Genomic DNA, 14,392 nt, shown 5'->3' with positions numbered 1-14,392 from the left:
TATAAAAAAACAGTGCTTAATGCAAGCGGGATTTACGCAAATTCTTTGAGATTGCACAAAAACTCGCCAAAATAGGGTTTGTGCAACCGGAGTGGTTTACATGCGTATTTTACTTGCCGAAGACGACAGCGTTCTGGCCGACGGGCTCACCCGATCCTTGCGACAGTCCGGCTATGCCATCGATTGCGTGCGCAATGGCCAGGAGGCCGACACCGCCCTGTCGACCCAGGAATTCGATCTGCTGATCCTGGACCTGGGCCTGCCCAAGCTGTCCGGCCTGGAGGTGCTGCGGCGCCTGCGCGCCCGCGCCTCGCTGCTGCCGGTGCTGATCCTGACCGCCGCCGACTCGATCGAGCAGCGCGTCAACGGCCTCGACCTGGGCGCCGACGATTATATGGCCAAACCGTTCGCGCTGTCGGAACTGGAGGCGCGGGTGCGCGCCCTGACCCGGCGCGGCGCCGGCGGCGGCGCCACCGTCATCAAGCACGGCCCGCTGAGCTACGACCAGGTCGGCCGCAGCGCCTACATCAACGACCAGATGCTGGATCTGTCGGCGCGCGAGCTGGGCCTGCTGGAAATTCTGCTGGCCCGCACCGGGCGGCTGGTGTCGAAGGAACAGCTGGTCGACCATTTGTGCGAATGGGGCGAGGAAGTCAGCAACAACGCCATCGAAGTCTATGTGCACCGGCTGCGCAAGAAGATAGAACTGGGCGGCGTGCGCATCGCCACCGTGCGCGGCCTCGGTTACTGCCTGGAGAAATTCAACGACGCCGCGCGCGCCACCGCCGAGGCCGGAGAAACGCCGAAGTGACCCAGGAATCCGCCGAACTGGAATATCAGCCGCCCGCGCCCGACGCGGACGAGGATATCCAGCATTCCCTGTTCGGCGAAATCCTGGACTGGATGCTGGCGCCGCTGCTGCTGCTGTGGCCGATGAGCATCGCCATCACCTACCTGGTGGCCAAGTCGATCGCCAACCAGCCCTTCGACCACGCGCTGGAAGACAGCGTGACCGTGCTGGCGCAACAGGTGCGCTCGGTCGACGGCAAGCTGATCAAGAGCCTGAGCGGCTCGGCGCGCGACATCCTGCGCGCCGACGACATCGACAACGTCTACTTCCAGATCCAGGGCCCGCGCGGCGAACACATCGACGGCGACCGCGACATGCCGCAGCCGGTGCTGGACGACGAGGACAAGACCAGTTCCGGCGGCGTGCGCTTCCGCAACGACAGCATGCACGGCACGCCGGTGCGCATCGCCTTCGCCTACGTGCAGATGGAGCGCAGCGACGGCAGCGAGCCACAGCTGGCGCTGGTGCAGGTGGCGGAAACGCTGGAGAAGCGCGCGCAGCTGGCCAACGCCATCATCAAGGGCGTGATCCTGCCGCAGTTCATCGTGCTGCCGATTGTGCTGGCTTTAGTTTGGTTTGCCCTGGCGCGCGGCCTGTCGCCGCTGGCGCAGCTGCAGGAGCGCATCCGCGCGCGCAGTTCGGAAGACCTGAGTCCGATCGCCTCCAACCAGGTGCCGGAAGAGATCACGCCGCTGGTGCGCTCGCTCAACGAGATGCTGTCGCGCCTGTCGCTGACGATCGACATGCAGAAGCGCTTCATCGCCGACGCCGCGCACCAGATGCGCACGCCGCTGGCCGGCATGCGCATGCAGTCCGAGCTGGCCCTGCGCCAGACCGACAACGGCGAAATCCACCGCTCGCTGGAACAGCTGGCCAAGAGTTCGGAAGCGGCGACGCGGCTGGTGAACCAGCTGCTGGCCCTGGCGCGCGCCGAGAACCAGCCGCAGACCGGCAGCACCATGCTGCAGCTGGACCTGGGCGAGGTGGCGCGCAACGTAGTGCAGGACTGGGTGCAGGCCTCGTTCGCGCACCGCATCGACCTCGGCTTCGAGGCGCCGCCGCAGCCGCTGCACATCACCGGCAATCCGACCATGCTGCGCGAACTGCTGTCCAACCTGATCGACAACGCGCTGCGCTACACGCCGGCCGGCGGCAGCGTCACGGTGCGGGTGCGCAGCGACGATCTGGAACACGGCTACCTGGAAGTGGAAGACACCGGGCCCGGCATCGCCCAGGGCGAGCGCGAGCGCGTGTTCGAGCGTTTCTACCGGATTCTCGGCAATACCGCCGAAGGCAGCGGCCTCGGGCTGGCCATCGTGCGCGAGATCGCGCAGCAGCACGGCGCCGAGGTCGACATCTTCAGCAATCCGCGCGCCACCCAGCCCAAGCTGCCGGGCGCGCTGTTCCGACTGACCTTCCCGCTGCCGCCGGCGCCAGAGCCGGCGGACGACGAGCCGCCATATTATGGATAAACCGATACCGCCCGCCGCACCGCCGGACATGGCGCCGCTGACCCGCACGCAGCACTGGCACAAGGCGCGCCGCATGACCGCGCTGCTGCTCCTGCTATGGCTGCTGACCGGCTTCTGCGCCGCCTTCTTCGCCCGCGAGCTGGCCGGCCTCAGCGTGTTCGGCTGGCCACTGTCGTTCTACCTGGCGGCGCAGGGCGCGTCGCTGGTCTACCTCGGCATCATCGCCTTCTACGCCTGGCGCATGCGCCGCCTGGACCGCGCCGCGCGCCAGCAACCGGAGCCGCGCGCTTGAAGCCGCCCCGCACCTTCTTCCAGCGCCTGCGCAGCTACTACGCCATGTTCACCGCCGGCTTCGGCGGCTTCCTGATCGCGCTGGCCGCGCTGGAACAGGAAGGCATGCCGCGCGTGTGGATCGGCTACCTGTTCATGTTCGCCACCATCGTGCTGTACGCGCTGATCGGCGTCATCAGCCGCACCTCCAACGTGCTGGAATACTACGTGGCCGGACGCCGCGTGCCGGCCATGTTCAACGGCATGGCCACCGCCGCCGACTGGATCTCCGCCGCCAGCTTCATCAGCCTGGCCGGCGGCCTGTACCTGCACGGCTTCGACGGCCTGGCCTACATCATGGGCTGGACCGGCGGCTACTGCCTGGTGGCGCTGCTGATCGCGCCCTACCTGCGCAAGTTCGCGCAGTACACCATTCCCGACTTCCTGGCCGAACGCTACGGCGGCGCCGACCACCCCGACGCCGGCAGCCTCGGCGCAAAGACCGTGCGCGTGCTGGCGGTGATCGCCACCATCATCGTCTCCTTCACCTACGTGGTGGCGCAGATCTACGCGGTGGGGCTGATCGCCTCGCGCTTCACCGGAGTCGATTTCTCGGTCGGCATTTTCCTCGGCCTGGCCAGCATCCTGGTGTGCTCCTTCCTCGGCGGCATGCGCGCCATCACCTGGACCCAGGTGGCGCAGTACATCATCATCCTGGTGGCGTTCCTGATACCGGCCATCTGGCTGTCGGCCAAGCATACCGACAACCCGATTCCGCAAGTCGCCTACGGCAAGCTGTTGCCCAAGCTGAGCGCGCGCGAACACGTGCTGCAGGAAGATCCGAAGGAAGCCGAAGTGCGCGCCGTGTTCCGCCAGCGCGCCGCCGATTACGAACGCCGCCTGGCCAACCTGCCGTCATCGTGGGAAACCGGCCGCATCGAAGCGCAGCGCAAGCTGGACGGCGTCAAGGCGCGCAACGCCTCGCTGCTGGACATCCGCAACGCCGAGCGCGAGCTGGTCGCCTATCCGAAGAACGCCGACGAAGCCGAACACGTGTGGACCGAAGCGCGCGAGCAGAACCTGCAACGCGCCGAGCCGATCACGCCGCACGCCACGCCCTATCCCGGCGATCCGGAAACCTCGGACATCAAGCGCAACAACTTCCTGGCGCTGGTGTTCTGCCTGATGCTGGGCACCGCCGCGCTGCCGCACATCCTGATGCGCTCCTACACCACGCCGTCGGTGCACGACACCCGCGTGTCGGTGCTGTGGACGCTGTTCTTCATCCTGCTGATCTACCTGACCATTCCGGCGCTGGCGGTGCTGGTCAAGTACGACATCTACAATGCGCTGGTCGGCACCAACTACGACCACCTGCCCAACTGGGTGTCGTACTGGGCCAATGTGGACAAGCTCAATCCGCTGTTCAGCATCAACGACGTCAACCACGACGGCGTGGTGCAGCTGGCTGAAATCACCATCGACGCCGACGTGCTGGTGCTGGCCACGCCGGAAATCGCCGGCCTGCCGTATGTGATTTCCGGGCTGGTGGCGGCCGGCGGCCTGGCCGCCGCGCTGTCCACCGCCGACGGCCTGCTGCTGGCCATTTCCAACGCGCTGTCGCACGACGTGTATTACAAGCTGGTGGACCGCAGCGCCTCGACGCAAAAGCGGGTGACGATTTCCAAGCTGCTGTTGCTGGCGGTGGCCTTCATCGCCGCCTACGCCGCCTCGACCAAGCCGGGCGACATCCTGTCGCTGGTGGGCGCGGCCTTCTCGCTGGCCGGCTCGACGCTGTTCCCGGCGCTGGTGCTGGGCGTGTTCTGGAAGCGCGCCAACCACCAGGGTGCGATCGCCGGCATGATCGCCGGCTTCGTGGTGTGCGTGTACTACATGCTGCATACCAATCCGATCCTGGGCGGCGGCGCGGCCTCGCAGTGGTTCCACATCGCGCCGATTTCGGCCGGCATCTTCGGCGTGCCGGCCGGCGTGCTGACGATTATCGTCGTCAGCCTGCTGACGCCGGCGCCGGGGCCGCAGACCGGGGCGCTGGTCGATTACATCCGGGCGCCGGAACAACGCTAGCGCAGGTTTATTTCTGGCCAATTTAACAACTTGGTGATATCGTTCCAAGTTATTAAAACCATAATGAGACCTATGCGTACCCGCCATCTTTTGCGCCACCTCCTGCGCGTGCTGGCCGTTGCCGGCGCATCCATCCTCAGCCCGGCCTCGGGCGCGGAGGCCGTGAAGACGCTGCCGCCGATCGCCGACTTCTTCAACAATCCGGAATTGAGCGGCGCCGTCCTGTCCCCCAGCGGCAAATACCTGGCCGTGCGGATCGCCAACAAAAACAACCCGCACGACATGCTGGGGGTGGTCGACCTGGCCACCAGCGCCATTAAGGTGGTGGGCAACTTCAACGATGCCGACATCGGCGACTATCAGTGGATCAGCGATGCGCGCCTGGCCTTCAGCGCGTCCGACCGCGACCTGGCGCAGGGCGACATGCGCTACGCGCCGGGCCTGTTCGCCATCAACCGCGACGGCACCGCCTTCCGCCAGCTGGCGATGCGCGACGGTGCGCCGTTTGTCGCCGACGCCTCTTCGCTGGGCGCACGCGAGCTGCTGCCGTGGCACACGTATCTGATGGACCAGGACGGCGCCCAGGACTCCGACGAGATCTATGTCGAGGACCGCATCTTCGCCGGCAACGGCGACTACCTGTACACCGACGTCCTGCGCCTGAACACCATGAACGGCCGGGTGTCCACGCCGCTCTCCCGTCCCGGCGACAGCGTCGACTGGCTGCTCGACCACGCGGGCCAGCCGCGCCTGACCACCACCCAGGACAAGGGCGGCGGCGGCAGCGTGTATTACCGCGAGCAGGACGGCAAGGACTGGCGCAAGCTGACCGGTTTCGAGCGCTACACCGGCGACGGCGGCGCCTTCCGCCCGCTGGCGTTCGGGCCGGACGGCACGCTGTACGTGATCAGCCCCATGCCCGGCAAGGACACAACGGCGCTGTTCACCTACAACGTCGCCAGCGGCAAGCTGTCCGAGCGGCCGCTGGTGGCCCTGGACGGCTATGACTTCCGCGGCGGTCTGATCATCAGCAACAACAAGCTGCTGGGCATCAACCACCTGACCGACGCCATGAGCACCACCTGGTTCGATCCCGGCATGAAAGCCATGCAGGACAAGGTCGACAAGCTGCTGCCCTACACGGTCAACCTGCTGACGCCGCCGGCGCGGCCGCAAGCGCCATGGGTGCTGGTGACGGCCTTTTCCGACACCTGGCCCAAGCGCCTGATGCTGTACAACAGCGAGACCGGCAAGCTGTCGCTGGTCGGCGCCTCCCATCCCAACATCCGTCCGGAGCGGATGGCGCGCAAGCAACTGGTCCACTACAAGAGCCGCGACGGCATGACCATTCCCGCCTGGCTGACCTTGCCGCAAGGCCCCGGCAAGAACCTGCCGATGGTGGTGCTGGTGCACGGCGGCCCGTGGGTGCGCGGCGGCCAGTGGGAGTGGGACGCCGACGCGCAGTTCCTGGCCTCGCGCGGCTACGCGGTACTGGAGCCGGAGTATCGCGGCAGCGTCGGCTACGGCGCCACGCTGTACCGGGCCGGCTGGAAGCAATGGGGCTTGAAGATGCAGGACGACATCGCCGACGGCGCCCGCTGGGCCATCGCCCAGGGCCACGCCGACGCCAGGCGCATCTGCATCGCCGGCGCCAGCTACGGCGGCTACGCCACGCTGATGGGCCTGATCAAGGATGCGGACTTGTACCAGTGCGGCGTCGAATGGGTGGGCGTCAGCGACATCAACCTGATGTACACCGGCACCTGGTCCTACGATTCCGACTTCACCGACGACTACAAGCGCTACGGCATGCCGGTGCTGATCGGCGATCAGGAAAAAGATGCGGAGCAGCTGAAAGCCACCTCGCCGCTGCTGCGCGCCCGCGAACTGAAGCAGCCGCTGCTGATGGCCTACGGCGGCGCCGACATGCGCGTGCCGCTGCCGCACGGCACCCGGTTCTACCAGGCCGTCAGGCAGGCCAATCCCGACGTCGAGTGGATCGAGTACGCGGAAGAAGGCCACGGCTGGAAGCTGCCGAAAAACCGCATCGATTTCTGGGGCCGGGTGGAACAGTTCCTCGACAAGCACATCGGCGTGCGCTAAGGGAAAAACATTAATATACATTTAAGTTGTGGCGGTTTAAACAACTTGGTGCTATGGTGCCAGAGTTACTTATTTCACAACTTGATATATGCGTCCATCCCTTTTCCTGCGCGTTCTGGCTTTGGCCGGCGCGTTCCTCTGCGGCCACGCGCTCGCCGCGGACGCCGCCAAGGCGCTGCCGCCCAGCGCCGACTTTTTCACCAATCCTGAATTCAGCGACGCCGTGCTCTCGCCCAGCGGCAAATACCTGGCCGTGCGCCTGGCCACCAAGGGCAAGCATGACGTGCTGGGCGTGGTCGATCTGGCCAACGATGGCATCAAGGTGGTGGGTAACTTCAACGACGCCGACATCGGCACCTACCGCTGGGTCAACGACAACCGCCTGGTGTTCACCGCCGCCGACCGCGACCTCGGCGAAGCCGATATGCGCTACGCCCCCGGCCTGTACGCCGTCAACCGCGACGGCACCGGCTTCCGCCAGCTGGCGATGCGCAGCTGGCAGCCGTTCCTGACCAGCGGCTCCAGCACCGCCGCGCGCGACCTGCTGCCGTGGCACACCTATTTGATGGGCCAGCGCGGCGCGCAGGACTCGGACTTCATCTACGTCCAGGACCGCAACTACAGCAACACGGGCGAGTTCCTGTCGAGCAGCGTGCTGCGGCTGAACACGGTCACCGGCCGCACCAGCGGCAGCGTGCCGCGGCCGGGCGACAGCGTCGCGTGGATGCTCGACAATGAAGGCGAACCGCGCCTGACCACCACCCGCGAAAAAGGCGGCAGCAACAATATCTACTACCGCGACCCGGCCACCAAGGACTGGCGCAAGCTGACCGACTTCGAACGCTACACCGGCCGCGGCGGCGGTTTCCGCCCGCTGGCGTTCGGCAATGACGGCACGCTGTACGTGATCCACACCACGCCCGGCCAGGACACCACCTCGGTCTACAGCTACGACATCGCCAGCGGCAAGCTGTCCGACAAGGCGCTGGTCAACCTGGAGGGCTACGACTTCAACGGCCAGCTCATCATGGACAAGGACAAGCTGCTGGGCGTGCGCCACCTGACCGACGCCTGGAGCACCACCTGGCTCGATCCGGCCATGCAGGCGATGCAGGCGAAGGTCGACCAGCTGCTGCCCAACACCGTCAACCTGCTGTCCCTGCCATCGCGGGCCGAAACGCCGTGGGTAATGGTCAGCGCCTACGCCGACATCTGGCCGCGGCGCCTGATGCTGTACAACAGCGAGACCGGCAAGCTGCGCATGATCAGCGCGGCCTATCCCAACATCGATCCGAACCAGATGGCGCGCAAGGAACTGGTGCACTACAAGGCGCGCGACGGCCTCTCCATCCCGGCCTGGCTGACGCTGCCCAAGGGCGCCGGCAAGAACCTGCCGATGGTGGTGCTGGTCCACGGCGGCCCCTGGGCGCGCGGCGGCAGCTGGGAGTGGGTGCCGGCGGTGCAGTTCCTGGCCTCGCGCGGCTATGCCGTGCTGGAGCCGGAATATCGCGGCAGCACCGGCTACGGCAGCAAGCTGTTCCGCGCCGGCTGGAAGCAGTGGGGCATGAAAATGCAGGACGACATTGCCGACGGCACCCGCTGGGCGATCGCCCAGGGCTATGCCGACGCCCAGCGCATCTGCATCGGCGGCCCCAACTACGGCGGCTACGCCACGCTGATGGGCCTTATCAAGGATCCGGACCTGTACAAGTGCGGCGTGGAATGGCTGGGCATCACCGACATCAACCTGCTGTACGACGGCAGCTGGAACTACCGCTCCGACATGAGCGACGACTACAAGCGCTACGGCATGCCGGCGCTGATCGGTGACCAGGAAAAGGATGCCGAGCAGTTCAAGGCCACCTCGCCGCTGCTGCGCGCGGCCGAAATCAGGCAGCCGGTGCTGATGGCCTACGGCGGCGCCGACACCCGTGTCACGCCGGCGCACAGCCTCAAGTTCTACAAGGCTGTCAAGGCCACCAACCCGAACGTCGAGCTGATCGAGTACGAGGAGGAAGGCCACGGCTGGAAGCTGCCGAAGAACCGCGTCGACTTCTGGGACCGGGTCGACAAATTCCTCGACAAGAATATCGGCGCGCACTGACATTCGCGTTATAGTTCCCGGTGCAGCAAGCCTTTCAAACCATCACGGAGGAACGGGCATGGCATCGGGAAAAATTCTGGTCGCACAGGGAGGCGGTCCCACCGCCGTCATCAACCAATCGCTGGCCGGCGTGGTGCTGGAGGCGCGCCGCTTCCGCGACGTCACGCGGGTGTACGGCGCCATGCACGGCGTGCGCGGCATCGTCAACGAGGAGCTGGTCGACCTGACCCGCGAAACCAGCCAGAACCTGGAACTGGTGGCCGCCACGCCCTCTTCCGCCCTGGGCTCCACCCGCGACAAGCCGGACGCGGCCTACTGCGCCGAGATCTTCAAGGTGCTGTGCGCGCACCAGATCGAACAGTTCTACTACATCGGCGGCAACGATTCGTCGGACACCGTGCGCATCGTCAGCGAGCAGGCGCAGGCCGCCAACTACGCGCTGCGCTGCATCCACATTCCCAAGACCATCGACAACGATCTGGTCGGCAGCGACCACACGCCGGGCTTCCCGTCGGCGGCGCGCTTCGTGGCCCAGGCCTTTGCCGGCGCCAACCTCGACAACGCGGCCCTGCCTGGCGTCTACGTGGGCGTGGTGATGGGACGGCATGCCGGCTTCCTCACCGCCGCCTCGGCGCTCGGCAAGAAGTTTCCGGACGACGGCCCGCACCTGATCTACCTGCCGGAGCGGGTGTTTTCGCTGGAACAGTTCCTGGCGGATGTGAAAGCCACCTATGCGCGCTACGGCCGCTGCGTGATCGCCGTGTCCGAAGGTATCCACGACGCCAGCGGCGAAGCGATCGCCTCGCTGCTGGCCAAGGAAGTCGAGCGCGATGCGCACGGCAATGTGCAGCTGTCCGGCACCGGCGCACTGGCCGACCTGCTGTGCGACGAGATCAAGGCCAGGCTCGGCATCAAGCGCGTGCGCGGCGACACCTTCGGCTATCTGCAGCGCTCCTTCATCGGCTGCGTGTCGGACGTGGACCAGCGCGAAGCGCGCGAGGTCGGCGAGAAGGCCGTGCAGTTCGCCATGTGGGGCGAGCGCGACGGCTCGGTGGCAATCAAGCGCACCGGCTTCTATTCGGTCGACTACGAACTGCTGCCCCTGAGCGCCGTGGCCGGCAAGACGCGCGTCATGGAGGACGAGTTCATCAGCGCCAGCGGCACCGACGTCACCGACGCCTTCCGCATGTACCTGCGGCCGCTGCTGGGTTCCGGCATGCCGGACGCGTTCCGCCTGCGTCCGGCGCCGGTGGAAAAAATCCTCAAGCGTTAATCATGACTATGCTTCGCACCCTGCTGGCGGCGGCCAGCCTGACCCTGGCCCTGCACGCCGCCGCGCAAACGCCGACGGCCGACGCCGACCGCTACCTGACCGCGCAGATGCAGCGCCTGCGCATTCCCGGCCTGTCGGTGGCGGTGGTCAAGGACGGACAGATCGTCCTGGCGCGCAACTACGGCGCCGCCAGCGTGGAATTCGGCGTGCCGGTGGCCGACGACACCGTATTCTCCATCAACTCGATCACCAAGGCGTTCACCGGCGTGGCCGCGATGAAGCAGGTGGAACTGGGCCGGCTCGACCTGTCCGCGCCGGTGGGCCAGTACCTGGCCGATCTGCCGCCGGCGTGGCGCGCCGTCACCATCCGCCAGCTGCTGAGCCATATGTCCGGCCTGCCCGACATCACCCGCGCGCCCACCGTGGAGACCGACGAGGAAGCGGCATGGCGCTGGCTGCGCGAACAAAACATCCTGTTCAAGCCGGGCGAGCGCTTCCACTACTGCCAGACCAACTATATGCTGATCCAGCGCGTCGTCAACCAGCTGGAGGGCCGCGCGCCGAACGCGCCGCTGGCGGAAGAACAGCTGCGCATCGCCGGCATGAATCACACCGCGTATGGCGATGCCTACACCGTCATCCCGAAACGCGCGCCGACCTACCGCTGGCAATGGACCGGCGCCAAGGTGCAAGGCTATCCGGCGCCGTCTTCCACCGACGCCAGCACGCTGACCGCCGTTTCGGAACGCTTCCTGCCGTTCCGCCGCGCCGCCGCCGGCATGAACAGCAGCGCCAGCGACATGGCGCATTGGCTGATCGCCCTGCAACAGCACAAGCTGCTGAACGACACCAGCCTGGCCGCCATGTGGCGGCCGGTCGCCTTCAACGATGGCAGCATGGGGCAGTGGGCAATGGGCTGGCAGGTGCTGCAACGCGGCAGCCACCGCGCGGTCGGCATGACCGGAGGCGGCCGCGCCGGCTTCTTCCTGTACCCGGAAGACGGCGTCGGCGTCATCATCCTGACCAACCTTACCGGCAGCTTCCCCGAAGACCTGATCGACAAGCTGGCGTCGCTCTACATTCCGCAGCTGCCGCTGGCCGGCGTGCCCGGCTTGCGCATCGCGCTGGAGGAACGCGGCTTCGGCCAGATCGCCAGCGCCGCCGCCGACATCGAGCGCCAGTATCCGGATCAGCCGTGGCAGGAAAATGAATTGAACGATTGGGGCTATCGCCTGCTGTCCACCGGCCGCGCCGCCGATGCGCTGGCGGTGCTGCGCTTCACCGCAGAACGTTTCCCGCGCAGCGCCAACGCGCAGGACAGCCTGGGCGAAGCCTGGCTGGTCAACGGCGAGCGCGCGGCAGCCAGGCAGGCCTACCAGCGCGTGCTGGAACTGCATCCCGGCGACGCCAACGCGCTGAAGCGGCTGGAGTCGCTGTAGTGCTTTACCGCGCTTTACAGCGCCTTGACCGCAACTAACAGCCTGCCACCGGACAATGGCGGCTCACGCATTGTTATCGGGAGTTTTCATGAAAGTACTCAAGCATTGGATGCTGTGGTCGGCGCTGGCCGGCTGCGCCTTGAGCGCCTCGGCGCAGAACAGTCCACCGCCAGACGGGCCGCCCAAGGGACCGCCGCCGGAAGCAATAGCCGCCTGCAAGGGCAAGGCGGAAGGCGACAAGGTCAAGTTTGCCGGCCGCCACGGCGACACCATCAGCGGCGTCTGCCACAAGATGGGCGAGGTGCTCGCCGCCATGCCGGACGGCGGCCCGCCACCGCCGCCGCGCTAATCGGCTACTGCACCAGCGCCGGCAGCAATGGCGTGAGGTCGCCGTCGGAGGGCAGCGGCGTCACGTCCAGCAAGTGCATCACCAGCGGATAGACATCGACGTTGTCGAATTCCGGCAGCACCACGCCCGGCTTGAACGACGGGCCGGCGGCGATGAAGGTCGCCTCCATCTCCGGCGCCGCGTTGTCGTAGCCGTGCTTGCCGCCCTTGACCTTGGCAGCGTTCTTGTCGTTGAAGACGATGCTCCAGCCCGGCTCAGCCAGGCACAGGAAGGCCGGCACGCGCGCGTTGTGGCCGTAGGCCAGGCGCGCCGGAATCTCTTCCTTGCGCCAGCACTGCATGTGCTCCTGCGGTTTCAGCAGCGCGGCGGCCAGTTGCTCGCCGTGGCCCGGCACTGGATTGATGGCGGCGTAGGAACCGCTGGCGACGTCTTCATAGCTGCCTTCGGGCAGCAGTGTCTGCATGCGGATCACGCGTTCGGCGCTGACCGGCGCCATGCCGTGGTCGGAGACGATCACGATATCGGCCTCGACGTGACGCGCCGCCAGTCCCGCCAGCAGGCGGCCGATGGCCTGGTCGACCAGCGCCACCGCCTCGGTGGTCTGGGCGGCGGCCGGGCCGAACTCGTGGCCGGCGTGGTCGACGTCATCGAAATACAAGGTCATGAAGCCGAAGCGCTGCCCGACCGGACGGTCCAGCCACGACAGCAGCGTATCGACGCGCGCGGTTGCCGGCAGCTTGCCGTCGAACTTGGGCGCCACGGTTGGACGCACGCCATGGATCGCCGCTTCCGAACCGGGCCAGAACATGGTGCCGCTGTGGATGCCGTTGCGCTCGGCCGTCACCCACACCGGCTCGGCCTGGTCCCACCAGCGGCGGTCGACCACCGCTTCGGCATTACTCATGGTGAAACGCTTGTCGGAAATGGCGGCGTCGTTCATCACGTTATCGACGATGCCGTGATGATCGGGCCGCATGCCGGTGACCAGCGTGTAATGGTTGGGGAACGTCACCGACGGAAACGATGGCCGCATCGCCACCGCGCGCGCGCCGCCGGCCGCCAGCCGGTTCAGGTTCGGCGTGACGCCGCGTTCCAGATAGTCCGGACGGAAACCGTCCATCGACACCAGGATGACAGGATGCGCCGGCTGCGCGGCCGCTGCGCCGGCGGCAAGCGCCAGCAGGAGAGCAAGTAAATTTTTCATGCCCGGCAGTATGCCAGAGGCATGTGACACTGACATTAAACAGCGCTCGGTAAAAAAATTCTCGTAGAATCCATACACCATCAAGCCGACCTCTTTCTACTCACGGGTGACCTATGACTTGCGAAGTTGCGGTGATGAACAAGTATGCGATTGTAATCGCGGCAGACAGCGCGGTTACCACATCTAGCGGTAACGGAAATCAGCGATACTCCAAAGGCGGCAACAAAATTTTTCAGTTGTCACGCTTCGAACCAGTCAGCGTCATGATATATGGTTCAGCCACGTTGGATGGCGTGCCTTGGGAAATCATTATCAAGAATTTCCGCGACAAGCTGGGCCATGCCAAACATGAATCGCTTCAGGCTTATGCCACAGCCTTCTTTGAGTTCGTACAAGGGGCAACATTCTTCTTCCCACAGGCGGATCTCGACATCAAACTGCTTGAGCGCGCACTCAGGGCCGCACTCGATTTTCTTAATCTGGCGAGGGAAGCCAGCCCGCTTATCGTCGATACAAGCAAGAGCACTCCTGAACGACAAGCTGCGTGGCATGAGTACGCTCAACACTTGTCGAGTGAGCTCAACCAAAAGGATGCTCATCCGCACATAGCCACAGAAACTATGTCTGAAGTAATTGGCGAGGTACGTGAGAAGTTCGCCAACTATCCCGCGCTGTCCGACTATCTAGCCGCCGAAGGATTGAGCGAGATTGTTCCTGTCGACGCTCTGGCTGACTTGGCGTGCTCATATTTATATAAATGTTATGACCGGGTATTGCCTCAGACAGGCATTGTCTTCGCCGGCTTCGGTGAAAACCAATACTTCCCGTCAGTGATCAAATTCGAAGTCTGGGGATTTCTGAAGAACGATTTTCTCTACACGCTGGACGAAGACAATACGTGTGAAATCAGTCATGACACGCCATCCGGAATCTTTCAATTTGCAATGACCTCGTCCATTGATACGTTCACAACCGGTGTAGGGTTAGACACCTATTCAGAAGTCCAGCGCGCCTATCAACAGAGCGCTCTGGCCTTGGTGCAGCAAGTACTTCAAACTCACAATATCAACACACTTCCTATTGACTTCAACCAAACACTTACGGCCTCCGCAACGGCATTCTCTGACGACTGGCTTAGCCGTTCTTACGAAATCTGAAGGCTTGGTTTGGATTAAGCGGAAACACTACTTTGACGCAGATAAGAATTTGCCCTATGTGATGCGCCAACGTGTCTTGTACGGAG

11 protein-coding genes are annotated in these 14,392 nt (G+C 65.1%); 10 read left to right on the top strand and 1 reads right to left on the bottom strand.

The genetic code is table 11. The annotated features are described in order from the left end of the window. Positions 1-100 precede the first annotated feature (100 nt). From GJ698_RS18940 to GJ698_RS18900, 9 genes are all read left to right on the top strand, one after another. Positions 101-811 carry a response regulator gene (locus GJ698_RS18940; RefSeq protein WP_154359412.1) on the top strand — a complete coding sequence of 237 codons (711 nt, stop codon included), beginning with the start codon at positions 101-103 and terminating at the stop codon, positions 809-811. Next, positions 808-2,322, top strand: coding sequence for a sensor histidine kinase (locus GJ698_RS18935; RefSeq protein WP_371865377.1), 1,515 nt, complete (start codon positions 808-810; stop codon positions 2,320-2,322). The genes GJ698_RS18940 and GJ698_RS18935 overlap by 4 nt, the downstream gene beginning before the upstream one ends. Beyond that, the gene (locus GJ698_RS18930; RefSeq protein WP_229260068.1) at positions 2,315-2,614 is read left to right on the top strand and encodes a DUF4212 domain-containing protein; all 300 of its coding nucleotides are present in this window, start codon (positions 2,315-2,317) and stop codon (positions 2,612-2,614) included. Before GJ698_RS18935 ends, GJ698_RS18930 begins: the two co-directional genes overlap by 8 nt. Beyond that, the gene (locus GJ698_RS18925; RefSeq protein WP_154359411.1) at positions 2,611-4,677 is read left to right on the top strand and encodes a sodium:solute symporter family protein; all 2,067 of its coding nucleotides are present in this window, start codon (positions 2,611-2,613) and stop codon (positions 4,675-4,677) included. Before GJ698_RS18930 ends, GJ698_RS18925 begins: the two co-directional genes overlap by 4 nt. A 72-nt stretch (positions 4,678-4,749) precedes the next feature. Next, positions 4,750-6,780: an alpha/beta hydrolase family protein gene (locus GJ698_RS18920; protein ID WP_154359410.1), complete on the top strand. Its 2,031-nt coding sequence runs from the start codon at positions 4,750-4,752 to the stop codon at positions 6,778-6,780. 88 nt (positions 6,781-6,868) lie between these two features. After that, positions 6,869-8,884 (top strand): alpha/beta hydrolase family protein, encoded by a 2,016-nt coding sequence (locus GJ698_RS18915; protein WP_154359409.1) that lies wholly within the window; start codon positions 6,869-6,871, stop codon positions 8,882-8,884. 58 nt (positions 8,885-8,942) lie between these two features. Then, on the top strand, positions 8,943-10,157 hold the full coding sequence (locus GJ698_RS18910; RefSeq protein ID WP_154359408.1) for a 6-phosphofructokinase: 1,215 nt from the start codon (positions 8,943-8,945) through the stop codon (positions 10,155-10,157). 2 nt (positions 10,158-10,159) lie between these two features. Next, complete coding sequence (locus tag GJ698_RS18905; protein WP_208023851.1) at positions 10,160-11,596, top strand: serine hydrolase domain-containing protein; 1,437 nt, start codon at positions 10,160-10,162, stop codon at positions 11,594-11,596. Positions 11,597-11,684: 88 nt separating this feature from the next. Continuing rightward, positions 11,685-11,945, top strand: a complete 261-nt coding sequence (locus tag GJ698_RS18900; protein WP_154359407.1) for a hypothetical protein — start codon at positions 11,685-11,687, stop codon at positions 11,943-11,945. A gap of 4 nt (positions 11,946-11,949) precedes the next feature. Here the strand turns inward: GJ698_RS18900 and GJ698_RS18895 are convergent, their stop codons facing one another. After that, positions 11,950-13,149 carry an alkaline phosphatase family protein gene (locus tag GJ698_RS18895; protein ID WP_208023850.1) on the bottom strand — a complete coding sequence of 400 codons (1,200 nt, stop codon included), beginning with the start codon at positions 13,147-13,149 and terminating at the stop codon, positions 11,950-11,952. Positions 13,150-13,262: 113 nt separating this feature from the next. Between GJ698_RS18895 and GJ698_RS18890 the strand changes: the two genes are divergently transcribed. Beyond that, positions 13,263-14,306 (top strand): hypothetical protein, encoded by a 1,044-nt coding sequence (locus GJ698_RS18890; RefSeq protein WP_166454900.1) that lies wholly within the window; start codon positions 13,263-13,265, stop codon positions 14,304-14,306. Positions 14,307-14,392 lie beyond the last annotated feature (86 nt).

The organism is Duganella aquatilis, from assembly GCF_009674565.1.
Taxonomy (GTDB): domain Bacteria; phylum Pseudomonadota; class Gammaproteobacteria; order Burkholderiales; family Burkholderiaceae_D; genus Rugamonas; species Rugamonas aquatilis.
The sequence above is the reverse complement of the archived record's forward strand: the minus strand, read 5'-3'. Positions and strand labels throughout refer to the sequence as shown.

Excerpts from the sequence above, each read along its gene's own strand:
- GJ698_RS18930 (WP_229260068.1), top strand. The coding sequence starts at position 2,315 with ATGGATAAACCGATACCGCCCGCCGCACCGCCGGACATGGCGCCGCTG.
- GJ698_RS18895 (WP_208023850.1), bottom strand. The coding sequence starts at position 13,149 with ATGAAAAATTTACTTGCTCTCCTGCTGGCGCTTGCCGCCGGCGCAGCG.
- GJ698_RS18900 (WP_154359407.1), top strand. The coding sequence starts at position 11,685 with ATGAAAGTACTCAAGCATTGGATGCTGTGGTCGGCGCTGGCCGGCTGC.
- GJ698_RS18905 (WP_208023851.1), top strand. The coding sequence starts at position 10,160 with ATGACTATGCTTCGCACCCTGCTGGCGGCGGCCAGCCTGACCCTGGCC.
- GJ698_RS18920 (WP_154359410.1), top strand. The coding sequence starts at position 4,750 with ATGCGTACCCGCCATCTTTTGCGCCACCTCCTGCGCGTGCTGGCCGTT.
- GJ698_RS18890 (WP_166454900.1), top strand. The coding sequence starts at position 13,263 with ATGACTTGCGAAGTTGCGGTGATGAACAAGTATGCGATTGTAATCGCG.
- GJ698_RS18940 (WP_154359412.1), top strand. The coding sequence starts at position 101 with ATGCGTATTTTACTTGCCGAAGACGACAGCGTTCTGGCCGACGGGCTC.
- GJ698_RS18910 (WP_154359408.1), top strand. The coding sequence starts at position 8,943 with ATGGCATCGGGAAAAATTCTGGTCGCACAGGGAGGCGGTCCCACCGCC.
- GJ698_RS18915 (WP_154359409.1), top strand. The coding sequence starts at position 6,869 with ATGCGTCCATCCCTTTTCCTGCGCGTTCTGGCTTTGGCCGGCGCGTTC.